Origin of the sequence: Azospirillum himalayense (assembly GCF_042657465.1) — a bacterium.
Taxonomy (GTDB): domain Bacteria; phylum Pseudomonadota; class Alphaproteobacteria; order Azospirillales; family Azospirillaceae; genus Azospirillum; species Azospirillum himalayense.
In genome coordinates, this window is the sequence record NZ_JBHSLC010000008.1 from 101,143 (window position 1) to 125,944 (window position 24,802).

Sequence of the window (24,802 nt, forward strand, 5' to 3'; positions counted from 1 at the left end):
AACGATGCTGGTCGATAGCCACTGCCATCTCGACTTTCCCGATTTCGCCGAGGAGCTGGACGCGGTCGTCGACCGCGCCCGGCAGGCGGGGGTGGGGCGGATGGTGACCATCTGCACCTACCTGTCGCGCTTCGACCGCATCCTGGCGGTCGCCGAACGGTACGACGACGTCCTGTGCTCGCTCGGCGTCCATCCGCATCAGGCCGCGGAGGAGATCGCCGGGGTGAGCGTGGACCGCCTCGTCGAACTGTCCACCCACCCGAAGGTGATCGGGCTGGGCGAGACCGGGCTCGACTACTTCTACGACAAGAGCCCGCGCGACGTTCAGCAGGAGTGCTTCCGCCGGCACATCCGGGCCAGCCTTCAGACCGGCATGCCGCTGATCGTGCACACCCGCGACGCTGACGACGACACCATGCGGATCATCCGCGAGGAAGCCGCCGGCCAGCCGGTGAACGGCTTGCTGCACTGCTTCAGCTCCAGGCGGCAACTCGCTGAAGAGGCTTTGGATTTCGGGTTCTACATCTCCCTGTCCGGGATCGTCACCTTCAAGAAGTCGGAAGACCTCCGCGCCATCGTGAAGGACGTTCCGCTGGACCGGATTCTGGTGGAGACGGACGCGCCCTATCTGGCGCCGGTGCCCTTCCGCGGCAAGCGCAACGAGCCGGCCTACGTCGCCCACACAGCGGCCTGCGTCGCCGGGGTCAAGGGCGTGGACGCGGCGGAGATGGCCCGGATCTCCACCGAGAACTTCTTCCGCCTGTTCCCCCGCGCCGGCACGGGCCAGCAGGCCGCCGCATGACCGGACAACGGGTCACGATCCTCGGCTGCGGCGGATCGCGGGGCGTTCCCGTAATCGGCCTCGGCTGGGGCTCCTGTAACCCGGCGAACCCCAGGAACCAGCGGATGCGCCCGTCCATCCTGGTGGAGTGGGAGCAGGAGAGGGCCGGGCAGGGCGGTGACGTCAGCGTCCTGGTCGACACCTCGCCGGACCTGCGCCAGCAGCTTCTCAACGCCGATGTGCGGCGGCTCGACGCCGTGCTGTGGACGCACCAGCACGCCGACCATTCCCATGGCATCGACGAACTCAGGGAACTGTGCCGCGCCATGCACGCGCCCATCGACGCCTTTGGCAGCGCCGATGATCTGGCCGAGTTGGAGCGGCGTTTCGGCTATTGCTTCGAGCCCCTGCGCCCTGGCGATCCTTTCTACCGTCCGGTGCTGACGCCTCGCGCCGTGGAAGGCCCGTTCGAGGTGCGCGGTCACCGGATCGTGCCGTTCGAGCAGGATCACGGCTATCTGAAGACCCTTGGCTATCGCTTTGATAAATTTGCCTACTCGACCGACGTTGTGAGATTGGATGAAGACGCCTTCGCGGCGTTGGAGGGCGTCGAGGTGTGGGTGGTCGACTGCGCACGGATCGAGCCGCCACACCCGGTCCATGCCCATCTCGTCCTGACGCTGGAATGGATCGCGCGGGTGCGCCCCAAGCGGGCCTACCTGACGCACATGGACCAGACCATGGATTACGACACGCTCCGCCGGCTGCTTCCCGCCGGAGTCGAGCCCGCCTATGACGGGCTCGTCATCGAGCTGTGAAAAGCACGTTGTTGAAGGGATGGGGCAGGGCGACGGTCAGTCGTCCGGCATGATGAGACCAAGCCGCCCGGCGACAAAACGGTCCGCAGCCGCCTTGGCCGCCTGATCCGCAGTCTGCGGATTCAGCTTGAACTTCTCACGATAAAGCTTTGATGTAACGGTGATAGCCGCGGGCAGGGCATGCACCGCCGCGCGGTACTCCTTCTCCGGCCAGATGTCGAAATCGCTCCAGGTTCGAAAGGCGGCCACGGCTCGTCCGCGCTGCTCGGCCATCTTCCTGGCCTCGGCGGACATGGGCGCTTCGAGAAGCGTGCTCGGCACCAGCGATGCCTGAAGGTCGTCCACCTCGAACTGGCGCTCATAACCGTGACGGATGCTGCCGCGCTCCACCAGGGCCGGCTCGATGGCCGGGTCCATGTGTGTGGAGACGGTCTTCCATTCCGGCAGATCGAACACCGACGATGGCGGGCTGCACAGGCCGGGCGTCTCGTCACGCGCGTTGCCCCAGAAGGCGCCGAAGGCCTCGAAAGCCGGCTGCCCATGCTTGGTGAACAGGAAGCAGGGCGCGTCCATCTCCGTGGTCGACAGAACGTGGCGCAGGAACAGCAGCAGCGTGCCCAGCGGCGCGCTTGGAACGTCACCGAGATTTGCCATCTCTTCAAGAAGATAAGGGTCTTTTGGAAGATCCTGGTTTAGGATTTCATCCACCAGCTTGCGCACCGTGGCGTCCTTGTCGTGGACCGCCACCGCGCCGCTTTGGTAGAGGTAGACCAGCCATGCCTTGGCTGGCGCACCGCTGTAGCGCTGAAGAGCCACGGCGGCGGCCTTGGCGTCCTTCGGAATGCTGGCGACGATCGTCGCCAGCTTTTTCTGAGCCGCCGAATTCTGGACGGCAAGGTCGGCGGCACGCGTCTCATACAGGGTACGGCAGGCCGGGATGGCGGATTTATCGGCGCAGGTCCCGTCACGTTCGGTCAGAAACGCCTTCTGCGCACGCTCGATGGCGTCCCGGCCGTCAACGGGAGTGTTTCCCAAGGTATCGCGCAGAAGCGTTGCCAAATCCTCCGCGGCAACCTTCAGATCGGCGCTGGCACAGATGGTCCGGTCAGTGCGACTGCTTGGCTTGGTGCAATCGGGCGGCGTCTGGGCCATGGCGGCGATCGGGATACAGAGCGACAGCATGGGACCGAGAAGCCACGAGGAACGAGGCATAAGGCGCAGCCTTCATCGACGGGATGGGACAGGGAACGGACACAGGAATCGAACTGGGACGATAGTGCATCGACCGGAACGCCGGAAGGGACGGAATGGTGCCCTGCTCTCTTCCTACAAGCTATATTTTCCATAATACAGATTATATGATTAACCTTTTTGCCTGGGGCGCCTCCACCCTTGGCGATCGCCAGAATGCGCGCTACATAAAGCGCAGTTTCTACTCAACGATCAGGTTCCGGTGAACGACGCCTTCGCGCCGACGGCATGGCGGCATCGATGCGCCGCGGCGCTGCTTGCCGCTGCCATCGGAGCCGCCGCGGCCGCTTGGCCGGTCCATTCCGCCACAGCCTCCGAGGCTCCCTCGGACGGCGAAACCGCACCCGCGCAGGCGCAGGCGCCTTCCACAGCGGACGATCCGCCGGTTCCCGCGGTGCCCGACCTCTCGGCGTTGCGCATGGCCCTGACGGAGTTTCAGTGCGCCGAGTTGGAGGTCGCCGTCGGCAAGGACCAGAGGATTGCGATTTCCGGCCTGACCGCGGGCGATACCGATCCGGACAGCCTCGCTCTGCTTGCGCAGGATTTCGTCACCGACCAGCGGGCCGCCGTGGACATCGAGCGGGTTTCCCCTGCCCTGTGCGAGCCCCTGACCCTGATCAGCGCGCTCCGGGCCACCAACGCCGGCATGGCGGCGCCCTTGTCGATCCGCCTGAAGGGTGGAGCCGGCACGGTGTTCGACGGCGGCCAGGATTTGGTGTTCGACGTGGCCGCCCCTGCCTTTCCGGCGCATCTGCAGGTGGACTATTTTACCTCGGACGGCGATGTCATTCATTTGTTGCCCAATCCGCTGGAAATCAGCGGTCGGGTGGAGGCCGGTGCGGTCCGCCGATTGGGAGAGCGCGGCGCCGGCGGGCGGTTCTGGAGCGTCGGGCCGCCCTACGGTCACGAATTGATCGTCGTGATCGCCAGCCCCACGCCGTTGTTCCCGTCACCCCGCCCCGAAGCCGAACCGGCGTCGTCCTATCTCCCGGCGCTGAAGCAGGCCTTGGACGCCGCTGCGCCAACCACGCTGGCCACCGCGCGATTTCTGAAAACCAGGGCGCCCTGACGTTCGGTCAGGCCGGAAGGAGGACGAAGCGGGCGAGGATGAGGGTGATGTTGTCCGGCCCGCCCGCGCCATTGGCGAGATCGATCAGCCGGGTGCAGGCATCCTCCGCGGCGGGAGGCGGCTGTTGGGTGAGAATCCGCTGGATCACGCCCTCCGGCACGATGCCGGTCAGCCCATCCGAACACAGAAGATAGAGATCATCGGGCTGCAGATCGTGGACGGCGATGTCGGGTTCGACCTGGTCCCCGGTGCCGAGCGCGCGGACGATGATGTTGCGTTGGGGAGCCTGCCCGCGGCGCCCGTTGTCGAGCCAGACTTGGTAAAGGCTGTGATCGCGTGTCAGCAGGCGCAGTTCTCCGTCGCGCAGACGATACAGCCGGCTGTCTCCGGCATGGAACACCACCACGCGCCCGATTCCCGGCACCCGCCAGAGCCCCACGAGCGTCGTGCCCATGCCGCGGCCTTCGGCGAAGCCGCGTTGGCGGTTCAGGGCATTGATGCGGCGGTTGGCGGCCACCACCGCGGAACGCACTGTCGATACGGCGTAGGCCGCCGCCCTTTCCTCCTCCGCTGGCGATGGGGTCCGACCATCATCGTCATGGTCTTGGGAAGCAAGGACCGCGGCCACCACCTCCACCGCGGTGCGGCTGGCGATGTCGCCACCCGCATGGCCCCCCATGCCGTCACAGATCACCGCCAAGCCGCGCTCCGGATCGAGGTGAAAGGAATCCTCATTGCGCGAACGGACACGGCCAACATCCGTTTGTCCGGCGGCGATCATCTCGATCAGGGCGGAATGCATCACGCGACCGGCTCCAACGCGTTACAGCCGAACCAGCTTTCTGGAAACAGCCTTCGGCAACGCGAAAAACCGCCTCGGCTTTGCGCAATAATGGCGGAGAGCGCGCGGATTGAACAGCCGGAAAGGACGCGTGAAAACGCCTCAGACGCTGACGTCGAGAAGCGTGCCCCGCTGCTTGCCACCATAGCCGGCGCCGTTGGTCCGCGCCTGGACCGCCGCCGTCTGCGGGTCGATCGCCTGACCCGACTGGGTCGCGTTGCGCGTTTCCCGCGTCTGGTCCATCTTGCCGACCGCCTGGGTCGCCTGGACCGTCTGGGTGCGCACGGTTGGGGTGGTCTGCTGCGCCGCCTGAACCGCCGGAGACATGGCCATCTGCATCGCCGGTGTGATCGGCGGCTGAGGCTTTGCCATCGGCGGCATATTGAGCGGATTTAACTGCATGTTAAGAAGATGCGCCTGGGCATTCACCGATTCAAGATCCGAATCGACGCAGCCACGGATTCTGAAGCGAAGACCTCACCAGCCTTCGCCTTTTCACGATCAGAAAGCGTCGAACTGCGTCAGATTGCCGGCTGCTGCTGGGTGATGCAGTGGATGCCGCCGCCGCCGCTCACGATGTCCAGGGCCGGAATCTGCACCACCTCGCGGTCCGGGAATGCCCGGCGTACGATGCGGAAGGCCTCGTCGTCCGCCGAATCCTCGAAGGCCGGCATGACGATGCCGCCGTTGGCGATGTAGAGATTCGTGTAGGACAGGGTCAGCCGCACGCCGTTCTCGTCGCGCCGCGCCGGCTGGCGGACCGGGATGACCTCCAGTTCCCGCCCCTGGGCGTCGCGGGCGCGCTTCAGCCGGTCGAGATTGTCCTGGAACGCCTTGAAATTGGCATCGCCGGGATCGTCGGTGGTGATCGCCATGACGACGCCGGGCTTCACGAAGAGGGCGATTTCGTCGATGTGACCGTCCGTCTCGTCGTCCTGATAACCCTCGCCCAGCCAGATCACGCTGGAGATGCCGAGATGCTCCTTGAGAAGCGCCTCGATCTCCGCTTTGCCGAGATTCGGGTTGCGGTTGGGATTCAGCAGGCACTGCTCGGTCGTCAGCAGCGTCCCCTCCCCGTCCACATGGAAGGACCCGCCCTCCATGACCAGGGGGGCCTCGAAGCGGCGCAGGCCGAGATGCTCCAGCATCAGGCGCCCGACCTGCTGGTCCTTGGCGCTGTCCGGGTAGTTGCCGCCCCAGGCGTTGAAACGCCAATGGACGCCGGCCACCTGCCCTTTCCCATCGGTCACGAAGCTGGGTCCTGTGTCGCGAATCCAGGAATCGCTGATGGGCAGAGGCAGAATCTCGACCCCCGGCCCGCAGGCCAGGGAGGCGTCGGCGACGTCGGCGGGATCGCAGACCATGGTCACCGGCTCGAACCGGCTGATGGCGCGGGCGACGTCGGTGTAGGCGGCAGCGGCGGCGTCGAAGGCCCCCTCGGGCCACGTCTCGGGCCGGCACGGCCACGCCATCCAGCAGCGGGTGTGCCGTTCCCATTCGCCCGGCATGGTGAAGCCTTCCGCCGCCGGTGTCGTCATCTTTGAATCTCCTGCCAAATCCCTGAACTGTCCGGCTCTTGTGCGTGGCCGGAGCGGGTCGTCACGGCGTCACCCGTGACCCACGGTCACCCTAACCACGGAGTGGAGGATTTGGCAACGGCCACCAAGGGGCCACTGGAATGCCCGAAAGGGCGGCGCGCTCGACCGCTCAGCGGCGGGAGGGCGGACGGTCCGAATAACGGCGCTTGGGCGCCGAAAAAGGCATCGAAAAACCAAGACGAAGCATCGGGAACCATAAGAGCGCACGCACGATACGGCCTCATTCGCTGTTGCAGATGCCAATACAATAGCAAATGCAACGGCGAACGGCCACCCCGCCTGCTGCGGCCTGATGGCATAGCCCCTATGAGGCGGTATTTGGGGATGACAGGGGGCTTTTCAGCCGCCCTGCACCGCCATCTGCTCGTCCCGCTTCCTCTGCCGTTCCTGCCGCGCCATCACCAGACTGGCGATGAAGATGCCGGTGGCGACCACCACCATCATCAGCGTCGCCAGCGCGTTGATCTGCGGGCTGATGCCGAACTTCACGCTGGAGAAGATGACCATCGGCAGCGTGGTGGAGCCCGGCCCCGACACGAAGCTGGCGACCACCACGTCGTCGAGCGACAGGGTGAAGGCGAGCAGCCAGCCCGACACGATGGCCGGCGCGATGATCGGCAGGGTGATGACGAAGAACACCTTGGCCGGGCGGGCGCCCAGGTCCATCGCCGCCTCCTCCAGGCTCTCGTCCAGGCTGACCAGCCGAGACTGGATGATGACCGCCACATAGGCCATGGTGAAGGTGGTGTGGGCGATGGTGATCGTCGTCATGCCGCGCCCGTCCGGCCAGCCGATGGCCTGCTCCAGCGCCACGAACAGCAGCAGAAGCGACAGGCCGGTGATGACCTCCGGCATGACCAGCGGCGCGGTGATCATGCCGCCGAACAGCGTCCGCCCGCGGAACCGCCCGAAGCGGGCCAGCGCCAGACCGGCGACGGTGCCGAGCACCACCGACGCGGTGGCCGACATCGCCGCCACCTTGAGCGACAGCCAGGCCGCCCCGAGCAGCTGGTCGTTCTGCAGAAGTTCCGCGTACCATTTGGTCGAGAAGCCGCCCCACACCGTGACCAGACGCGACTCGTTGAAGGAGTAGAAGATCAGCAGCGCGATCGGCACGTAGAGGAAGGCGTAGCCGAACCACAGCGCCCAGGCCAGTTTGCCCATCTGCTTCATCGCCCGGCCTCCGTCTGGCGCCCCTGGACATGCTGGAAGACCATGATCGGCACCACCAGGAACAGCAGGAGCGCGATGGCCACCGCCGAGGCGACCGGCCAGTCGCGGTTGGCGAAAAACTCGTTCCACAGCACGCGGCCGATCATCAGCGTGTCCGGGCCGCCCAGCAGTTCCGGCGTCACGAACTCGCCGACCGAGGGGATGAAGACCAGGAGCGACCCGGCGATGATGCCCGGCAAAGACAGCGGCAGAGTCACCGTCAGGAACGCCTTCCAGGGCCGGCAGCCGAGGTCCGCCGCCGCCTCCAGCAGCGTCGGATCGAGCTTCTCCAGCGTCGCGTAGAGCGGCAGGACCATGAAGGGCAGATAGCAGTAGGTCATGCCGATGTAGACGGCCCAGTCCGAGTAGAGCAACTCGAACGGCTCCGTCGTCAGGCCGGTCCATTGCAGCAGGTTGTCCACCACCCCGTTGGCCTTCAGGATGCCGATCCAGGCGTAGATGCGGATCAGGAAGCTGGTCCAGAAGGGCAGGATGACCAGCATCATCAGCGGCCCGCGCTTGGACGGCTCCGCCCGGGCGATGGCGTAGGCCATGGGGTAGCCCAGCAGCAGGCAGCAGACGGTGGTGACCAGCGCAATCTTCACCGAGTTCAGATAGGCCAGGATGTAGAGGTCGTCCCCGCCCAGCCGCAGATAATTGGACAGGTTCAGCAGGATCTGGAGCTTGGTCGTGCCCGCGTCCTCGTCCACCAGCCAGTCGATCAGCGGTGCGTAGGGCGGCTGCGCCAGCATCGCCTCCGACAGGCTGATGCCGAAGACGATCAGGAAGGGCACCAGGAAGAACAGCAGAAGCCACAGGTAGGGGATGGCGACCACCACCCCCCGCCCCCACAGGCCGATCCGGCGCAGAAGATCGATCATTGCGTCAGCACCACCCCGGCGAAGGGACGCCAGCTCAGATGCACCTCGTCGTCCCAGGTGATCGGCATCTCGGTGCGCCGAACCACATTGGGCGCCGTGACGCGCACCGTCTTGCCCGTCTTCAGCTCGACCAGATAGATCGACACGTCGCCGAGATAGGCGATCTCGCGCACGATCCCGCTGGTGACGTTGCGCCCATCAGCGTTGGCCGGCGGCTCCTTGCTCAGCGCGATCTTCTCCGGACGGACGGCGACGCCCACCGTCGCGCCGGCGGGGACCGCCACCGCGTGGTTGATGTAGAGGTCGCAACCGGCATCCTCGGAGCGGATCAGCACATGGTCGGCCTGATCCTCCACCACCCTGCCCTCGAACATGTTCACCGAGCCGATGAACTCGGCGACGAAGCGGGATTGCGGGTATTCGTAGATCTCGGTCGGCGTGCCGGTCTGGGCGATGACGCCGTGGTTCATCACGGCGATCCGCGAGGACATGGTCATCGCCTCTTCCTGGTCGTGGGTGACCACGATGAAGGTGACGCCCAGCTTCTCCTGGATGTTGACCAGCTCGAACTGGGTCCGCTCGCGCAGCCGCTTGTCCAGCGCGCCCAGCGGTTCGTCGAGCAGCAGCAGCTTGGGCCGCTTGACCAGAGAGCGGGCCAGCGCCACGCGCTGCCGCTGGCCGCCGGAGAGCTGGTGCGGCTTGCGCTTGCCGAACTGGCCGAGCTGGACGAGGTCGAGGATCGCCCCCACCCGCTCCTTGATTTCCGCCTTGGCGACGCCGTCCTGTTTCAGGCCGAAGGCGACGTTCTGCTCCACCGACATGTGCGGGAACAGGGCGTAGGACTGGAACATCATGTTGACCGGCCGCTCGTAGGGCGGAATGCCGGCCATGTCGACGCCGTCGATGAAGATCTTGCCCTCGGTCGGCGTCTCGAACCCGGCCAGCATGCGCAGCAGGGTCGTCTTGCCGGAGCCGGAGCCGCCGAGCAGGGCGAAGAACTCACCCCGGTAGATCGACAGGCTGACCTCGTCCACGGCGACGAAATCGCCGAAGGTCTTGGTCACCTTCTCGATTCGCACATAGGGCTTCTGTCCCGGGTCCTGCCAGGGTTCCAGGCGCGTGGGCTTGCGGATCGGCTGGACGGCCATGCGGGTCCTCTCGGCGTCCTCTTCTCATGCGGACGGCACCCGAAGGCGCCGTCCGCATGCCCCTCTCAATCAATGCTAAAGCATTGATCTGCCGGGTTTCACGGCCGGAAAATGATGGGAACGATCATTTTCCGGCCGTATCATGGGAACGCCCCGGCCGTTCCCGATGGGAAACGACCAGGGCGCGTGTCGTGCGTGCCGGTTCGCGGCGCGCTTACTTGCCGGTCTTGACCTTCGTCCAGACGCGGGTGCGGGCGCGGTCGGTGGTCTGCTTGATCGACTTCAGGGCGAACAGCTTGAGGCTGCTGTTCTCCGGCAGGAAGACGGCGGGGTTGGTCTTCACGCCCTCGTCCACCGAGGCCAGCGAGGCCGGAACGGCGTTGGCGTAGCTGACCGTGTTGGACACCGCCGCGATGTTCGCCGGGTCCAGGATAAAGTTGATGTAGGCGTGCGCGCCCTCCTTGTTCGGCGCGTCCGCCGGGATGGCCAGCGTGTCCCACCAAACCTGCACGCCTTCCTTCGGCGTGACGAACTCGACCTTCACGCCGTTCTTGGCTTCCTCGGCGCGGGCCGCACCCTGGATGGCGTCGCCGTTGTAGGCCATGACGACGCAGGCGTCGCCGCCCGCCAGGATGTTGATGTTCTGGCCGGTGACGAACTGCTTGATGTAGGGGCGGACCGCCAGCAGCGTCTTCTCGACCTTGTCCAGATCCTCCTTCTTCTCGGAGTTCGGATCGAGGCCGAGGTAGTTCAGCACCGACGGGATCACGTCGATGGCCGAATCCATCACGGTGATGCCGCAGGCCGCGACCTTCTTCGCCACCTCCGGCTTGAAGATCAGGTCCCAGCTGTCGAGCGGGACGTCGGGGGCGACGGCCTTGATCTTCTCCGGGATGATGGCGATGCCGACCGTGCCGCCCAGATAGGGCACGGCGAACTTGTTGCCGGGGTCCGAGTTCTCAAGGAGCTTGAGAACCTTCGGATCGACGTTCTTCAGGTTCGGGATCTTCGCCTTGTCGAGCGGCGCCACGACCTTCGCCTGGATCATGCGCGACAAGGTCGGCTCGGCGGTCGGGACGATCACGTCGTAGCCCGACTTGCCGACCAGCACCTTCTGCTCCAGCAGTTCCAGGCTGTCGTACAGGTCCACCTTGGTGTCGTAGCCGGTGGCCTTGGTGAAGTCCGCCAGCGTCGATTCGCCCAGATAGTCGTTCCAGATGTAGATGTTGACCGGCTTCTTGGCCTGGGCCAGCGCCGGGCCGGCGATGGCGATCGCCGCGACGGCGCCGATGACGCTGAGAGCGAAACGTTTCATGCAGAAAGCCCCCGAATTCTGGATCGTTCGTCAGTTCGTGACTGGTCGACTTTTTTCCATTCGACGTGAGGGGCGGCGTGCGTTGCACGGCGTCCCCGGCGCGAGCGCTATTGCACCCACGGGGGGGTTCGTTGTCAACGATTTGCGGGTGGTTTTGCGGGTTTTGCGGAACGCAAACGCCCCCTTCCGCGGCAGCGGCGGAAGGGGGCGGAAAAATGCTCAAACGTTCAGCAGAAGATTCTCGCGCTCCCAGGAGCTGATCACCCGGTGATAGGCCTCGTACTCCGCCTCCTTCACGCAGGTCACCGCATCCAGGAACTTCTCGCCCAGCACCTCTTTCAGCGGCTTGCAGGCATTGAACTTCTGGAGCGCGTCGCCCTGGTGGCGCGGCAGGGTGAAGGCGAGCCGGTAGGCGGACCCCTTCACCGGGTCGGTCGGCTCCAGCCCCTGGGCCATGCCGAGATAGCCGCAGGCCAGCGACGCGGCGATGGCGAGGTACGGATTAGCGTCGGCGCCGGCCACCCGGTTCTCCACCCGGCGCGAATCGGCGGGCGAGACGGGAACGCGCAGGCCGGTGGTGCGGTTGTCGCGGCCCCAATGCACGTTGATCGGCGCGTCGGAGTTCGGCACCAGCCGCCGGTAGGAGTTCACGTTCGGCGCCAGCAGCGGCATCGCGTAGGGCAGATACTTCTGGAGCCCGGCGATGTGGGACATGAACAGCGGCGTGTCCGCCCCGTTGGCGTCGGAGAACAGGTTGCGCCCGGAATCCGCATCGACCACCGACTGGTGGATGTGCATGGCGCTGCCCGGCTCGTTCTGCATCGGCTTGGCCATGAAGGTCGCGTAGACCTGATGGCGCAGCGCCGCCTCGCGCGCCGTCCGCTTGAACAGGAAGGCCTGGTCGGCCAGTTCCAGCGCGTCACCGTGGTTGAAGTTGATCTCGATCTGCGCCGCCCCGGCCTCGTGGGTCAGGGTGTCGATGTCGATGTCCTGCGCCTCGCAGAAGTCGTAGACCATCTCGAAGATCGGATCGAACTCGTTCACCGCGTCGATGCCGAAGGCCTGCCGCCCGCTCTCCACGCGTCCGTTGCGCCCGACCGGCGGCACCAGCGGGTAGTCGGGGTCCTTGTTGACCTGGACGAGGAAGAACTCCAGCTCCGGCGCCACCATCGGCTTCCAGCCGCGCTCCTCGTAGAGCGACAGCACCCGCTTCAGGACATGGCGGGGCGAGAAGTTCACCGGGCTGCCGTCGGCGTAGACGCAGTCGGTGATGACCTGGGCGGTCGGCTCCTCGTACCAAGGGACGAAGCGGATCGTCCGCTCGTCGGGGATCATGTAGATGTCGGAATTCTCGTCCGAGGTGACCGAGTCGTCCTCCGGATACTCCCCGGTCACGGTCTGGACGAAGATCGCCTCGGGCAGCCGCAGACCGCGGTCGCGCAGGATGCGCAGGAACTTCTCGGCGGGCACGATCTTGCCGCGCGCGATGCCCGACATGTCGGGCACGAGGCATTCCACTTCGGTGATGCGGTTCTTCTTGATGAAGTCTTCCATGAAACCCATGAACGTATGGACCGCACCGGACGGTGGGCAGCCCCTCCCTGCTGTGAACGACCGCCTTACTATGATCCCGCACCCCCTCCTCGCGCCAGAGGGGAACAAAGATCCTGCCCATATGACCGCTGGAATCATTGACGGGGCGGGGGTCCCTCCCCTAACTCGGCGGTCATGCCGACATCATCCCACATCCGCTCGTGGTACGCCGACACCGCGACTCCCCACCCGCAGCACCCGGCGCTGGAAGACTCGCTGTCCTGCGACGTCTGCGTGGTCGGCGGTGGCTACACCGGGCTGATGACCGCGCTGGAGCTGGCCGAGCAGGGCTACGACGTGGTTCTGCTGGAGGCCAACCGCGTCGGCTGGGGCGCGTCGGGCCGCAACGGCGGGCAGATCATCACCGGCTACAACAAGTCGATGAGCACCATCGAGCGTTGGGTCGGGGCGGAGGATGCCCGGCGGCTCTGGGGCCTCGGCGAGGAGTCCAAGGCGCTTCTGGCGGAGCGGGTGGCGAAGCACGCCATTCCCTGCGACCTCACCTGGGGCTTCGCCCATGCGGCGGTGAAGCCGCGCCACATGGACGACGTGGCGGCCATGGAACGCGAGATGCGCGACCGCTACGGCTACGACAAGGTCCACGCTCTCGACCGCGAGGCCATGCGGGCGGTGGTGGGCAGCGACGCCTATGTCGGCGGGCTGGCGGACGACGGAAGCGGCCATCTGCACCCGCTGAACTACGCGCTTGGCCTCGCCGCCGCCGCCGCCCGGGCCGGCGTGCGCATCTTCGAGGACAGCCGCGTCACCGCCATCGACACAGGGGATCGTCCCGTCGCCACCACGGCGAAGGGACGGGTGTCGGCGCGCTTCCTCGTGCTGGCCGGGAACGCCTATCTGGGGGCGCTGGCGCCGCGTCTGTCGGCCGTGGTGATGCCCGTCGCCACCTACATGATCGCCACCGAACCGCTGGGCGAGGCCACCGCGACGTCCCTGCTGCCGACCAATCTGGCGGTCAGCGACATGAACTTCGTGCTGAACTACTTCCGCCGCTCCGCCGACCAACGGCTGCTGTTCGGCGGCGGCGTCAGCTATTCCGGGCTGGACGCGCCGGGGCTGAAGATCGCCATGCGCTCCAAGATGCTGGCGGTCTTCCCGCAGCTCCGCGGCGCGGCGGTCGATCATTTCTGGGGCGGCCTCGTCGCCATCACCATGAATCGCATGCCGCAGGTCGGGCGGCTGACGCCCACCACCTATTTCGCCCACGGCTATTCGGGGCACGGCGTGGCGCTGGCCGGCATGGCCGGGCGGGTCATGGCGGAGGCGATCCGCGGTACGGCGGAGCGGTTCGACGTGTTCGCCCGCGTGCCCCACCTGCCCTTCCCCGGCGGGCGGCGATTCCGCACGCCGGCGCTTGTCCTCGCGATGCTCTGGTTCCGGCTGCGCGATCTGCTGTAACCTGCCCGTCCCATTCCCGCTTCCGGTCCCCGCCCATGTCCGATGTCCCCGATCCCGAAACCGGAAGCACGGAAGCCGCCGAGGCGACGCCCGCCGCCGCAGTGGCCGATGCCGCAGTGGCCGATGCCGCCCCCTCGGTGCCGATGCGGGACACGCATTTCGATTTCGAGCACAAGGTGTTCAGCCTGTCCGGGGCCTTCTTCTGCATCGACCCCTCGTCCAAGCAGCCGGTGCTCCACATCCTGCTGGGCGATCTGAAGGCCGCCCTGCCCTTCAACACGCTGATGGAATCCTTCGACATCAAGGAGGACAGCCGCGACTCCAAGCTGCTGGATGTGGTGGAAAAGGGCTTGGCCTATGTGAAGCAGATCCGTCCCAGCGAGCAGATTCCCGGCGAGTTGCTGGACGGCCGCGCCTCCTGGTCGGTGGAGGAGAAGCACCGGACCATCGCACGGGGACGCCTGACGGTGCAGCTTGTCTCCTCGATCTCCGGAAGCGAGATGATCGTGGTGAAGGCCGACGAGTTGGAGCAGATCGTCGAGGACCCGCAGACCAAGCAGCGCGTCAAGGCCGCCTTCAAGGACATCGCGGCGAAGCTCAACCTGAAGGACAATTACGAGCAGTACCTGACCGACCGCATCGAGGATCTGACTCAGGAACTGTCCTACATCGAGGCGCTGCGCGACCGCTTCAACGCCATCCGCGCCATCGGCAACAAGCTGACCCGGCTGACCCAGATCTACCGAACCGACCGCACCCTGTGCAACGAGGTCGCGCGCATGCAGGGGCTGCTGGGCAAGCCGCTGAAGGACTACGACGCCATCTTCGAACAGGCGGACGCCCAGACCGGCGAGATCTTCGGCGCGCTGAAGTCCTTCGACACCACCGTGACCTTCATCCGCAAGATCCGCGACGACCTGCGCGCCCGGCTGCTGGAGTGGGAGGACATCCTCCAGGCCTGGGACGCCACTCCGGTGGAGAAGTCCACCGCCATCGAGCAGTTGCAGAAGCAGACCTACCGCTTCCTCGCCAACCGCTTCATGGAAACCAAGGTCTGGATTCGCAAGTAACCGGATTCGCTGCCCTCCCCGCCGTCGTCGTGGCCGAAGATTCGAATGGCTGCGATGACCGGAATCGGCTTGTCACCGGAAAGGCGATAGCGAAGCATTCCTCCATCCGCACCTCGACGGTGGCCGACACGGAGGATGTCGCCATGACAAGGATCAAACTGTCTTTATGGGGTATTTTAACCCTTCTCACGATTTTATGGCTTGCCGCTGAACCCGGCGTGTTTTCGGCGGACAGCTTTTTCGGTCTTCGCGCTGCATTGGTCCAGTACAGCGGAATCATCGCCATCGGCTGCATGGGCATGGCGACGATTCTGGCGCTGCGGCCACGCTGGCCGGAGGCGTGGTTCGGCGGTCTCGACAAGATGTACCGCCTGCACAAATGGCTGGGCATCGCCGGCCTCGTCGCGGCGGTCGTCCATTGGCTGTGGGCCCAGGGGCCGAAATGGGCGGTGGGCTGGGGATGGCTCGCCCGGCCGCAGCGGGGACCGCGGGCCATTCCCGACAGTGCTCTCGAACAGTCGCTCCGCAGCCTGCGCGGCACCGCCGAATGGCTCGGCGAATGGGCCTTCTACGCGGCCGTGCTGCTGATCGCGCTGGCTCTGTTCAAGCGCCTCCCCTACCGGCTGTTCTTCAAGACGCACCGCTTGCTGGCGATCGCCTATCTCGTGCTGGTTTTCCACGCCGTCGTGCTGACCGACTTCGCCTATTGGCGTTCGCCCATCGGCTGGGTGCTGGTGACGCTGCTCGCCGCCAGCGCCTGGGCCGCCGTCGTCGTGCTGGTCGGCCGGGTTGCCGCCGACCGGCGGATTCCCGGTACGATCAACGCTCTTCATTACTTTCCGGGCGTGCGCACGCTGGAGGTGGCGATCGACGTTCCGCAGGGCTGGCCGGGCCACAAGGCGGGCCAGTTCGCCTTCGCCACCTCGGACAACGCGGAGGGCGCCCATCCCTACACCATCGCCTCGGCCTGGAACGACGCCGAGCGTCGGATCACCTTCGTGGTCAAGGAGCTTGGCGACCACACCCGGCGGCTGCGGGAACGGCTGCGGGTCGGCCAAGCGGTGACGGTGGAAGGGCCCTATGGCTGCTTCACCTTCGACGATTCCCGCCCGCACCAGATCTGGGTGGGCGGCGGCATCGGCGTCACGCCCTTCATCGCCCGCATGAAGTATCTGGCGGCAAGCCCTGAACGGCCAAGGCAAACCATCGACTTCTTCCACACCACCAGCGAGTACGATGGGGACGCGATCGCGAAGCTCACCGCCGACGCCGCGGCGGCGGGGGTTCGCCTCCATGTCCTGGTCGACAGCCGCGACGGCCGCCTGGACGGCGAGCGCATCCGTGCGCTGGTGCCGGACTGGCGCGACGCCAGCGTCTGGTTCTGCGGCCCGACGGGCTTCGGGCAGGCGCTGCGGCACGACTTCGCGGCCCACGGCCTGCCGGTGGACCAACGCTTCCACCAGGAACTCTTCGCGATGCGCTGACCCCAAGGAAGCCTTACGCCTCCGGCTCGCGCAGCAGGGCTCCCTGGCGCAGCAGCTCGCGCTGGATGGCGCCGACCGGGATGTCGCGGGTGCGCTCGCCGCGCCGGGCCGCCATCGACGCGCAGACCCCGGCGGCCTGCCCGGTCGCCATGCAGGTGGGCGTCACCCGGTAGGAGGAATGGGCCTCGTGGCTGCCGGAGATGCAGCGTCCGGCCACCAGCAGCTTCTCCATGCCCTTGGGCAGAAGCGCCCGCATCGGCACCTCGTACCATTCGCCGGAGGGCACGCGCTTCAGCACCGTGCCGCGACCGGTCGGGCTGTGGATGTCCACCGGGTAGGTGCCGCGCGCGATGGCGTCCTTGAACTTCGCCGCGCCGAGCACGTCGTCCGCGGTCATGGCATAGTCGCCGACAATGCGCCGGGTCTCGCGGATGCCGATTCCGGTGCCGGTCTGGCAGGTGTAGGCGTCGGCAAATCCGGGAGCGTACTTGCGCAGGAAGTTGGCGATCTGCGCGGCCTGCCGATGGCTCTCCCATTCCGCGCGGGTCAGGTCGAACACGCTGGTGCCCAGCGCGCCGGTGACCCGCGTGCAATTCAGGGCGATCTCCCCGGGGTGGGTGGTGGCGAAGAACAGGATGTCCTCGCGCGCCAGATCCAGGTCGCCGTTGGCGGTGGCCTTCGACACGAGGTCCCACAGCCCGTGCACGCCGCGCCATTGCGTCGGATGCTCCCGCACATAGCCGTTGAAGGCGTCGTGGTCGAAGCCGACCATGCGGAACATCAGCGTCATCGGCTGGGTCAGCCCGTCCTCCTCCCGTCCGACCTCATAGTCGCAGCCAGCCAGCGCCGCGATGTCGCCGTCCCCTGTGCAGTCCACGATCACGTCGGCCTCGATCACCACCGGGCCGGACTTCGTCTCGAAGACCACCGCGTCGGGTCTCCCCGGCTCGCCGAGAACGGTGGAGGCGAAGGCGTGCAGCAGCACCTTCACCCCGGCCTCGTCGAGGATCTGCTGCGCGGTGACCTTAAGCACCTCCGGATCGAAGGGAACGGTGAAGCCGGTGTCCGGCGAAGGCGGAATGGCCCCTTGGTTGGTGTAGAGCCGGCCCAGGAAGACGGCCAGCGCACCGCCCACCACCGGCTCGCCGGGTCCGTGGTCCTGCGGCATCAGGCGGGTGTTGTCCACGACCGCCACCGATCCGCGCTGGGTGTAGAAGCTCATCCAGGGCATGACGAGGGCCGCCGTGGCGTTGCCGCCGAGGAAGCCGTAACGCTCCACCAGGATGGTCTCGGCCCCCGATTGGGCGGCGCCGATGGCCGCACCCATTCCGGCCGGGCCGCCGCCGACGACAAGCACATGGCAGCGCGCGACCTTCATGGCGCGGCGGGGCGGCAGGGTGACCGATTCAGGGTTTGGGGGACAGGGCAGGACAGGCAAGACTGTCTCCTTTCGTCATTCCGCCGCTTCGACGCGCGGGGCCACCGTCCGCAGGGCCAGCGGCGCCGTTTCGCGGGCACGCTCCATCAGCACGGGAATCCGGTCGCGCAGCAGTCCCTTCTGCTCCGCGCGGTGATCCCACAGGCGATCGAGGTCGGCGAGGAAGGTTCCGGCGGTGGTGTGGGACACGGTCGCCCGCGGCTCCAGCCCCACAGAGGACAGGAAATCCGATACCTTGGAGGCGTAGGGCAGCGCGATCAGCGGCGTGCCGGTGATCGCCGCGAAGATCAGGAAATGCAGCCGCATCCCCACGGCCATCTCGAAATGATCCATCAGCCCGATGATCTGGCGCGGCGTGTAGCGGTATTGCAGCAGATGGGCGCGCTCCGACACCGCCATGCGGCCCATGACGCGGTGCGCCTCCCGCACGTCGGCGCGCTCCATCGGCACGAACACCACATCGGCGCCGAAGCGCTGCACGATGTAGTCCGCAGCCTCGGCCAGAAGCTGGTGATAGGCCGCATCGGTGAGTTCGGGCGCCGCGGCGCCCTGCTCGCGCACCGAAAGGCCGACCAGCGGGCGGCCGCGCGGGATGCCAGCCTCGGCCAGCATCTCCTCGGTAAAGGGCTCCGGCTTCAGCAGCAGCGCCGGATCGGCGGTGACCGTCACCGGGATCTGCACGCCGATCTCCTCGATCAGCCGCTTGGCGCTCGGTTCGCGGACGGTGATACCGGTCATGCGATCCAGCCCCTCGCGCACCGCGTCGCGCTCCACCCGGTCCTTCAGCGGACCGACGCCGATGGCGAAGGTGTAGGTCGGCACCCCCAGCTTCTGCGCAATGGTGACCTCGCGCAGGTAGGTCTGCGCCTCGCTGTCATAGAGGATGCCGCCGCCGCCCAGGAGGAGCAGGTCGAGCCGCTCGACCTCCGGCGTGATCTCGTCCTTCATGGCTTCCCGCGGATTCAGAACACGGTCCACCGCGTGGTTCTCGCGGGTGTGGGCGGCGTTGCGCGAGAAGACGACCACCTCCACCCCCGACACCGCGGCGCGCAACTGCTCGATGGCCGAGGTAAGGATCGCCTCGTCGCCCAAATTCAGGCCGCCGTAAGATCCTGAAATGCCTATGACCGTCATCCGATACCCCCTGCCGCGCCAGACCCGTGCGCCTATGCCTTCGGGTGCAACCCGACCGGCTGGCGAAGGTTCCGCGCGACCGGTATTCTTCCGTCCCCTTCATCCGGCGCTGGAAGGGAGGGTTTCGGAAGGGCGCAACAAGGCAGACAATGCAAAGACCCAAGCTGTTTCTTGACCTCGACGGCGTTCTGGCCGATTTCGACCGTGGTGTGAAGGCGGTCACCGGCAAACGCCCGGAGGAGATTCCGATGAAGGTCATGTGGCGGGAATTGTCCCGCCACCCCGACTTCTTCGGAACGCTGGAGTTCATGCACGACGCGCAGAATCTTTGGAGCTTCTGCGAACCCCACGACCCGACCATCCTGACCGGCCTGCCGCTGGGCTCCTGGGCGCCGGAGCAGAAGCGGCGCTGGGTTGCCCACATGCTGGGACCCCATGTGCGGGTCATCACCTGCATGGCCCGCGACAAGCATCGTTACGGCGGGCCGGGGACGGTTCTGGTGGACGACCGCGAAAAGGCCCGCGATCCCTGGACGCAGGCGGGCGGCGACTTCATCCTCCACACCAGCGCGAAGGAAAGCATCGCCGCCCTGAAGCGCCTGGGCTTCACGGGCTGACCGTGGTCATTCCGCCGGCAGCCGCTTCCCCTCGCTGCCCGTCTTGACGAGCGAGACGATCACGCCGCCTGCGATCAGAGTCAGCGTCACGCCCAGCGAGATCAGCCGGTCCGGCTTGCCGAAGACATGAGTGTGGAAGATCGTGCCGCCGAACAGCAGGGCGATCGTGATGTAGAAGGCGGAGAGGCGGAGGCTTTCCTTCACGCCGCTCTCGCGGTCACGGCGAGTGAGGATGCCGAGGGCGAAGGCCAGAAGGGCCAGAACGAGACCGACGAAGGTCAGCCACACTCACGCCGGCTTTCCCATGAAATCGAGAAAGACAGGGGCGATAAGGGAATCCATAACAAGACCCACTTGAATGCGCTGCGTCCGCAGTGAATTCAAGCGGTATCCGACATCACGGCTGACGCCTCAGCCGTCGGAGGGGCCCGGACCCGAACGCCACGCAAATGGTGTTGCCGATTGGCCGTTCAAGAACCGCATCCCGCGAGTCGATCAACTTTCTGCGCAGAACTTCCTTCCTTTGGCGGTCATGCAGCACCGTTGTGCCGTGCAGGTCGGTCTTTTTGATGCATCCAGGCCACAGTGAAGGCAAGAATTCATAACTGTTGATACACTTAGGGTTGCTTTCCCGTCCATCTCTCTTGTGCTGATGGATTCGATCTGCCAAGAACACGGGAAAATCCACACGCGCGAAGGCACCAGGAGTTTCGCATGAACCAAGCCGAACTCATCGATACCATCGCGACCAACGCCGGCATCCGCAAATCCGATGCGGCGAAGGTCGTCCAGTCGGTGTTCGAAGGCATTTCCTCGGCGCTTGCCCGCGGCGAAGAGGTGCGCCTTGCCGGGTTCGGCATTTTCGAGGTGGCCGAGCGCGCCGCCCGCGAGGGTCGCAACCCGCGCACCGGCGAGGCGGTGCGGATCGCAGCGTCCAAAGCGCCGCGGTTCAAGCCGGCCAAGCAATTGCGCGACTTGGTGAACGTCTGATCGACATCGCTCAATCCAAGGCTGTTCTAAAACGGCCCACTCACAGGGGAACGGAGCTGAACGCGGCCATGACCATCGAAGCATCGGAACTGCAGGCCCTGACCGCCAAGGTCGTCTCGGCCTATGTCGGCAACAACACGGTGCCGGTCGCCGATCTGCCGGCGCTGATTCTCAACGTGCAGGCAGCCTTCAACGGCCTGGGCGAGGAGAAGGCCGCGCCGGCCAAGGCCGAACTGGTTCCCGCGGTGCCGATCAAGAAATCGGTGACCCCGGAATACATCATCTGTCTGGAGGACGGAAAGAAGCTGAAGATGCTGAAGCGGCATCTGAAGACCGTCTATGACATGTCCCCGGACGATTACCGCGCAAAATGGAATCTGCCGGCGGAATATCCGATGGTCGCTCCGAACTACGCCAAGGCCCGGTCGGAAATGGCCACGAAGCTCGGGTTGGGCCGCAAGCGGGTTGCGCAGGACTGATCCCCCTGCCCTTCGCCGTGAAGCCCAACGGCAGGCGCATCCTCAGGATGCGCCTTTTTTCTTTCGGCATTCGCCGATCGATGGTCGCAAACGGCTCCGTCAACGATCGTCAGGCAGCGCCGTGTCCCCGTGACCGAGTGGACGCTGCATCAGAACGCTGTCCACCCAGCGCCCGAATTTGAACCCGACCGACTTCAGCAGGCCCGCCGATTCGAAACCCAGGCTTCGGTGCAAGCCGATGGACGCCGCGTTGTCGCTATCGCCGATCACCGCAAGCATCTGGCGGCAACCCGCCGCCGTGCAGCGGTCGACCACCGTCGCGAGCAACGCCCGGCCGGCGCCGCGACCCATATGATCCGGGTCGAGATAGATCGAATCCTCAACGCTGTAACGGTAGGCGGTGCGCAGCCGGTAGGGACCGGCATAGGCGTATCCTATGACCCGCCCATCGATCTCCGCAACGACATAGGGCATGCCTCGGAGCAGAACATCGTCGCGCCGCCGGGAAAGCTCCTCCAGGCTTGGAGACACCTCCTCGAAGCTGGCGGTGCCGGTCAGGACATGGTGGGTGTAGATCGCCTGGATGCGCGGCAAATCGTCCGGCCGGCTGTCGCGGATGTGCATGGGAGCCTCTCGCCTTGTTCGAAGCTGTGAAATAGCACGTCCGCAACCCTGGAGAACACAGCCATTGCCTCCCCGGCATCACGCCCCCCTGAGGAAGGTCCTATGCCAGGAAGCCAGCACCCTTAGCCTGTATGGCCATGGATCATGCAAAAGACACATCCATGTGGTCGAGTGATGACCAAGCGGAGAAAACCGCATCGGCCTTACCTCCAAACGAAATTCGACATCTTTTCGCCAATCTTCCAAAAGTTCTTCCGATCTTTTCGGCATTCATAAGGACCGAATAGTCCGGACATAGGCCAAAAAATATTGCTGCACCGCCGTTTCGAGGCTTGATCCAACTTGGAGGTGGCGGCACAGTATCAATGTCTGATTGACGTGTTCCCGGATAATTTCGGCAAATCCCCCACAAAAAAAATGCCGAAACGATGGGTGTCTGCGAACGGCCATCGAAAGGGTTCCGCGGCAAGAGACGGTGGAGCGTTGGAGAGAGGAGGCCGGTGTGCTCAAGAAACTCCTGACTGGTGAAAACGCCAGCCTGACCCGTTATGTCGAGGAGTCGAAGCGGTTCCCCATCCTGGCCCCCGACGAAGAGCGCGAGTTGGCCGTCGCTTGGCGCGACCGCGGGAACGGCCATGCGCTGGAACGTCTGGTGGGCAGCCACCTGCGGCTGGTCATCAAGATTGCCCGCGGCTTCGGCGGCTACGGTCTGCCGTTGCCCGACCTCGTCGCCGAGGGCAATGTCGGTCTGATGCAGGCCGCGCAGAAGTTCGATCCGGAACGCGGCTTCCGGTTCGCAACCTACGCCACCTGGTGGATCCGCGCCTCCATCCAGGAATACATCCTGCACAGCTGGTCGCTGGTGAAGATGGGCACGACCGCAGCGCAGAAAAAGCTGTTCTTCAATCTTCGCCGTCTGAAGAGCCAGATGCAGGAGCTGGAGCAGGGCGACCTTTCCCCCTCGACCGTCACCGCCATCGCGACCGAGCTGGACGTGCCGGAGCAAGAGGTGGTGGAGATGAACCGCCGGCTTTCATCCAACGACAGCTCGCTCGATGCCGCACTGTCCAGCGACGGTGAAACCAATTGGCTGGAACTCCTGGCTGACGACCGTCCGACGCAGGAAAGCGTGATCGCCGACGCCGACGAACTGGCGCTGCGCCGCCGGCTGGTCGGACAGGCCCTGGAGCGGCTGGACGACCGTGAACGCCGCATCCTGTTCGAGCGCCGCCTGAAGGACGACCCGTCCACTCTGGAGTCGTTGAGCCAGCAGTTCTGCGTGTCCCGCGAGCGGGTGCGCCAGATCGAGGTGCGGGCTTTCGAGAAGCTGCAGAAGGCCGTCCTGAGCGCCGCCCAGGCGCTGCGCCGCGCGCCGGCCCATATGGCCGCCTGATGTAGACGAACAGTCGACGTCCAGATTGCCTCACAACATACCGGCGGATGCCAAACGGCTCCGCCGGTTTTCTATTTGGTTAAAGCCCGGTGAATTGTTGGGCCTGCGACAACGCTGCCGGTTTTCACCCCCATCGTAACCCTCCATAGTGCCGCACGCAGGTTAGTTACTTTGCATTAAAAACAAATTACGCTAATCTGAAGCGATCCTGTTTTCGTGGAGACGTCGATCCATGTCGCATTCTGCCCAGACGCAGTCCATTCTCGACCGTATCTCTTTCTTGCGAATCGACGAACCCACGAAGGCTGTCCTTCGGGAATTCCAACCCTACCTCGCCCAGCGCATCGACCAGGTTCTTGAGGATTTCTACGGCTATCTGCGCTCGGTCCCGCAGGTCGCGACGCTGCTCGCCGATCCAACGGTGGTCAGCCGGGCGCGCGACATGCAGAAGCAGCATTGGCTGAAGAACGTCTTCACCGGCACCTTCGACGACGCCTACATGGTGCAGGTACTGAAGATCGGGCAGGCCCACCAGCGCATCGGTCTGGAGCCGCGCTGGTACACGGGCGCCTATTGCTTCACCCTCAACAAGCTGATCGACCTCGCCTATCAAGTCTACCGCAAGAAGCCGGAGAAGCTCGCCCAGCTCATGCAGGCGATCAACAAGGCGGTCTTCCTCGACATGGATCTGGCAACCTCGGTCTATGTCGACCTGAACACCGCCGCGATCATCTCGCGTGAGTTGGGAACCACCGCCGACTCGTTCGAACGCGAGGTGAAGAGCGTGGTGCAGGCGGTGGCCTCCGCCGCGCAGCAGCTCCAGGGCACCGCCTTGAACATGAGCCACACCGCCGAGGAGACCAGCGCACAGTCGACCCAGGTCGCTGCGGCGGCCGAGGAAGCCTCCGTCAACATCCAGACGGTCGCCGCGGCGGCGGAGGAACTGACGGCCTCCATCAGTGAGATCAGCCATCAGGTGACCCAGTCGGCGGCCATTGCCGGGGAGGCCATGTCGCAGGCGGAGCGCACCAACACCACTGTGCAGGGTTTGGCCGACGCCGCCAGCCGCATCGGTCAGGTGGTGAAGCTGATCCACGACATCGCCAGCCAGACCAACCTGCTGGCGTTGAACGCGACCATTGAGGCCGCCCGCGCCGGGGAGGCCGGCAAAGGCTTCGCCGTCGTGGCGTCGGAAGTGAAGAGCCTCGCCAACCAGACCGCCAAGGCGACGGAGGAGATCAACTCCCAGATCGGCGCTGTCCAGGGGGCGACGCAGGACGCCGTCCTCGCCATCCGCTCGATTTCGGGAACCATCGCGCGGATCAACGATATTTCGACCTCCATCGCCTCGGCCATGGAGGAGCAGGGCGCCGCCACCACCGAGATCGCCCGCAACGTTCAGCAGGCGTCGATCGGCACCCGCGAGGTCAGCGAAACCATCGTGCGTGTCAACGCCTCGGCGTCGGACACGGGGTTGGAAGCGCGCAGTGTCCTGTCCGCGACAAACGAGCTGTCCGTCCATTCGGACAATCTGCGAGCGGAGGTCGACCGCTTCCTGGCGCGGGTGCGGGCCGGCTGATTGCAGGAAAGGGCGGTGACCGGCGGACCGCTCCGGTGCCGCCGGTCTGAAAGCCTGTCTGAAAGCCCGTC

The 24,802-nt window shown here is 65.6% G+C and carries 25 protein-coding genes; 11 read left to right on the forward strand and 14 right to left on the reverse strand.

All coding sequences use genetic code 11. From position 1 onward, the window contains the following. Positions 1-4 precede the first annotated feature (4 nt). Together ACFPMG_RS06570 and ACFPMG_RS06575 are read left to right on the forward strand one after the other, a co-directional pair. Complete coding sequence (locus ACFPMG_RS06570; RefSeq protein WP_376994399.1) at positions 5-802, forward strand: TatD family hydrolase; 798 nt, start codon at positions 5-7, stop codon at positions 800-802. Continuing rightward, entirely contained in the window at positions 799-1,599 is an 801-nt protein-coding gene (locus ACFPMG_RS06575; protein WP_376994400.1) for an MBL fold metallo-hydrolase, read from the forward strand. Before ACFPMG_RS06570 ends, ACFPMG_RS06575 begins: the two co-directional genes overlap by 4 nt. A 36-nt stretch (positions 1,600-1,635) precedes the next feature. Here ACFPMG_RS06575 and ACFPMG_RS06580 read toward each other — a convergent pair whose 3' ends face one another. After that, positions 1,636-2,781, reverse strand: coding sequence for a lysozyme inhibitor LprI family protein (locus tag ACFPMG_RS06580; RefSeq protein ID WP_376994401.1), 1,146 nt, complete (start codon positions 2,779-2,781; stop codon positions 1,636-1,638). Between the two features lie 271 nt (positions 2,782-3,052). Here ACFPMG_RS06580 and ACFPMG_RS06585 point away from each other — a divergent pair, with 271 nt between their 5' ends. Continuing rightward, complete coding sequence (locus ACFPMG_RS06585) at positions 3,053-3,919, forward strand: DUF4384 domain-containing protein (RefSeq protein WP_376994402.1); 867 nt, start codon at positions 3,053-3,055, stop codon at positions 3,917-3,919. A gap of 7 nt (positions 3,920-3,926) precedes the next feature. Here ACFPMG_RS06585 and ACFPMG_RS06590 read toward each other — a convergent pair whose 3' ends face one another. From ACFPMG_RS06590 to ACFPMG_RS06625, 8 genes are all read right to left on the reverse strand, one after another. Beyond that, entirely contained in the window at positions 3,927-4,721 is a 795-nt protein-coding gene (locus tag ACFPMG_RS06590; RefSeq protein ID WP_376994403.1) for a PP2C family protein-serine/threonine phosphatase, read from the reverse strand. Positions 4,722-4,862: 141 nt separating this feature from the next. After that, the gene (locus ACFPMG_RS06595) at positions 4,863-5,132 is read right to left on the reverse strand and encodes a hypothetical protein (RefSeq protein WP_376994404.1); all 270 of its coding nucleotides are present in this window, start codon (positions 5,130-5,132) and stop codon (positions 4,863-4,865) included. Positions 5,133-5,281: 149 nt separating this feature from the next. Further along, positions 5,282-6,298 (reverse strand): agmatine deiminase family protein, encoded by a 1,017-nt coding sequence (locus tag ACFPMG_RS06600; protein ID WP_376994405.1) that lies wholly within the window; start codon positions 6,296-6,298, stop codon positions 5,282-5,284. A gap of 399 nt (positions 6,299-6,697) precedes the next feature. Further along, positions 6,698-7,531, reverse strand: coding sequence for an ABC transporter permease subunit (locus ACFPMG_RS06605; protein WP_137138499.1), 834 nt, complete (start codon positions 7,529-7,531; stop codon positions 6,698-6,700). After that, positions 7,528-8,451 carry an ABC transporter permease subunit gene (locus ACFPMG_RS06610; RefSeq protein ID WP_035673867.1) on the reverse strand — a complete coding sequence of 308 codons (924 nt, stop codon included), beginning with the start codon at positions 8,449-8,451 and terminating at the stop codon, positions 7,528-7,530. The genes ACFPMG_RS06605 and ACFPMG_RS06610 overlap by 4 nt, the downstream gene beginning before the upstream one ends. Beyond that, positions 8,448-9,599: an ABC transporter ATP-binding protein gene (locus ACFPMG_RS06615; protein WP_376994406.1), complete on the reverse strand. Its 1,152-nt coding sequence runs from the start codon at positions 9,597-9,599 to the stop codon at positions 8,448-8,450. The genes ACFPMG_RS06610 and ACFPMG_RS06615 overlap by 4 nt, the downstream gene beginning before the upstream one ends. Positions 9,600-9,813: 214 nt before the next feature. Beyond that, positions 9,814-10,914, reverse strand: coding sequence for an extracellular solute-binding protein (locus tag ACFPMG_RS06620; RefSeq protein WP_376994407.1), 1,101 nt, complete (start codon positions 10,912-10,914; stop codon positions 9,814-9,816). 219 nt (positions 10,915-11,133) lie between these two features. Beyond that, a complete protein-coding gene (locus tag ACFPMG_RS06625) occupies positions 11,134-12,477 on the reverse strand; it encodes a glutamine synthetase family protein (protein WP_014240470.1) in 1,344 nt (447 codons plus the stop codon). A 165-nt stretch (positions 12,478-12,642) separates the two neighbouring features. Here ACFPMG_RS06625 and ACFPMG_RS06630 point away from each other — a divergent pair, with 165 nt between their 5' ends. Together ACFPMG_RS06630 and ACFPMG_RS06635 are read left to right on the forward strand one after the other, a co-directional pair. Beyond that, positions 12,643-13,923, forward strand: coding sequence for an NAD(P)/FAD-dependent oxidoreductase (locus ACFPMG_RS06630; RefSeq protein ID WP_376994408.1), 1,281 nt, complete (start codon positions 12,643-12,645; stop codon positions 13,921-13,923). A gap of 35 nt (positions 13,924-13,958) precedes the next feature. After that, entirely contained in the window at positions 13,959-14,993 is a 1,035-nt protein-coding gene (locus ACFPMG_RS06635) for a hypothetical protein (RefSeq protein WP_376994409.1), read from the forward strand. On the opposite strand, the gene ACFPMG_RS06640 is transcribed toward ACFPMG_RS06635, so the two are convergent. Continuing rightward, a complete protein-coding gene (locus ACFPMG_RS06640) occupies positions 14,962-15,294 on the reverse strand; it encodes a hypothetical protein (RefSeq protein WP_376994410.1) in 333 nt (110 codons plus the stop codon). The genes ACFPMG_RS06635 and ACFPMG_RS06640 overlap by 32 nt on opposite strands. On the opposite strand from ACFPMG_RS06640, the gene ACFPMG_RS06645 reads away from it, so the two are divergent. Beyond that, positions 15,293-16,477 carry a ferredoxin reductase family protein gene (locus ACFPMG_RS06645; RefSeq protein WP_376994411.1) on the forward strand — a complete coding sequence of 395 codons (1,185 nt, stop codon included), beginning with the start codon at positions 15,293-15,295 and terminating at the stop codon, positions 16,475-16,477. The genes ACFPMG_RS06640 and ACFPMG_RS06645 overlap by 2 nt on opposite strands. Positions 16,478-16,490: 13 nt before the next feature. Here ACFPMG_RS06645 and ACFPMG_RS06650 read toward each other — a convergent pair whose 3' ends face one another. Both ACFPMG_RS06650 and ACFPMG_RS06655 read right to left on the reverse strand, forming a co-directional pair. Beyond that, on the reverse strand, positions 16,491-17,915 hold the full coding sequence (locus ACFPMG_RS06650; RefSeq protein WP_376994412.1) for an FAD-dependent oxidoreductase: 1,425 nt from the start codon (positions 17,913-17,915) through the stop codon (positions 16,491-16,493). A 15-nt stretch (positions 17,916-17,930) separates the two neighbouring features. Then, complete coding sequence (locus ACFPMG_RS06655) at positions 17,931-19,049, reverse strand: polysaccharide pyruvyl transferase family protein (RefSeq protein ID WP_376994413.1); 1,119 nt, start codon at positions 19,047-19,049, stop codon at positions 17,931-17,933. A 149-nt stretch (positions 19,050-19,198) separates the two neighbouring features. Between ACFPMG_RS06655 and ACFPMG_RS06660 the strand changes: the two genes are divergently transcribed. Next, positions 19,199-19,666, forward strand: a complete 468-nt coding sequence (locus ACFPMG_RS06660; protein ID WP_376994415.1) for a hypothetical protein — start codon at positions 19,199-19,201, stop codon at positions 19,664-19,666. A gap of 6 nt (positions 19,667-19,672) precedes the next feature. Here the strand turns inward: ACFPMG_RS06660 and ACFPMG_RS06665 are convergent, their stop codons facing one another. Continuing rightward, positions 19,673-19,954, reverse strand: coding sequence for a hypothetical protein (locus ACFPMG_RS06665; RefSeq protein WP_376994416.1), 282 nt, complete (start codon positions 19,952-19,954; stop codon positions 19,673-19,675). 375 nt (positions 19,955-20,329) lie between these two features. On the opposite strand from ACFPMG_RS06665, the gene ACFPMG_RS06670 reads away from it, so the two are divergent. Both ACFPMG_RS06670 and ACFPMG_RS06675 read left to right on the forward strand, forming a co-directional pair. Next, positions 20,330-20,656 carry an HU family DNA-binding protein gene (locus tag ACFPMG_RS06670; protein ID WP_376994434.1) on the forward strand — a complete coding sequence of 109 codons (327 nt, stop codon included), beginning with the start codon at positions 20,330-20,332 and terminating at the stop codon, positions 20,654-20,656. A gap of 68 nt (positions 20,657-20,724) precedes the next feature. Further along, entirely contained in the window at positions 20,725-21,135 is a 411-nt protein-coding gene (locus tag ACFPMG_RS06675) for a Ros/MucR family transcriptional regulator (RefSeq protein ID WP_376994417.1), read from the forward strand. 99 nt (positions 21,136-21,234) lie between these two features. Here the strand turns inward: ACFPMG_RS06675 and ACFPMG_RS06680 are convergent, their stop codons facing one another. Then, entirely contained in the window at positions 21,235-21,759 is a 525-nt protein-coding gene (locus ACFPMG_RS06680) for a GNAT family N-acetyltransferase (RefSeq protein ID WP_376994418.1), read from the reverse strand. A gap of 502 nt (positions 21,760-22,261) precedes the next feature. On the opposite strand from ACFPMG_RS06680, the gene rpoH reads away from it, so the two are divergent. Together rpoH and ACFPMG_RS06690 are read left to right on the forward strand one after the other, a co-directional pair. Continuing rightward, the gene (rpoH, locus tag ACFPMG_RS06685; RefSeq protein ID WP_137138487.1) at positions 22,262-23,152 is read left to right on the forward strand and encodes an RNA polymerase sigma factor RpoH; all 891 of its coding nucleotides are present in this window, start codon (positions 22,262-22,264) and stop codon (positions 23,150-23,152) included. Positions 23,153-23,384: 232 nt separating this feature from the next. Beyond that, on the forward strand, positions 23,385-24,731 hold the full coding sequence (locus ACFPMG_RS06690; protein ID WP_376994419.1) for a protoglobin domain-containing protein: 1,347 nt from the start codon (positions 23,385-23,387) through the stop codon (positions 24,729-24,731). The last annotated feature ends 71 nt before the right edge of the window (positions 24,732-24,802 follow it).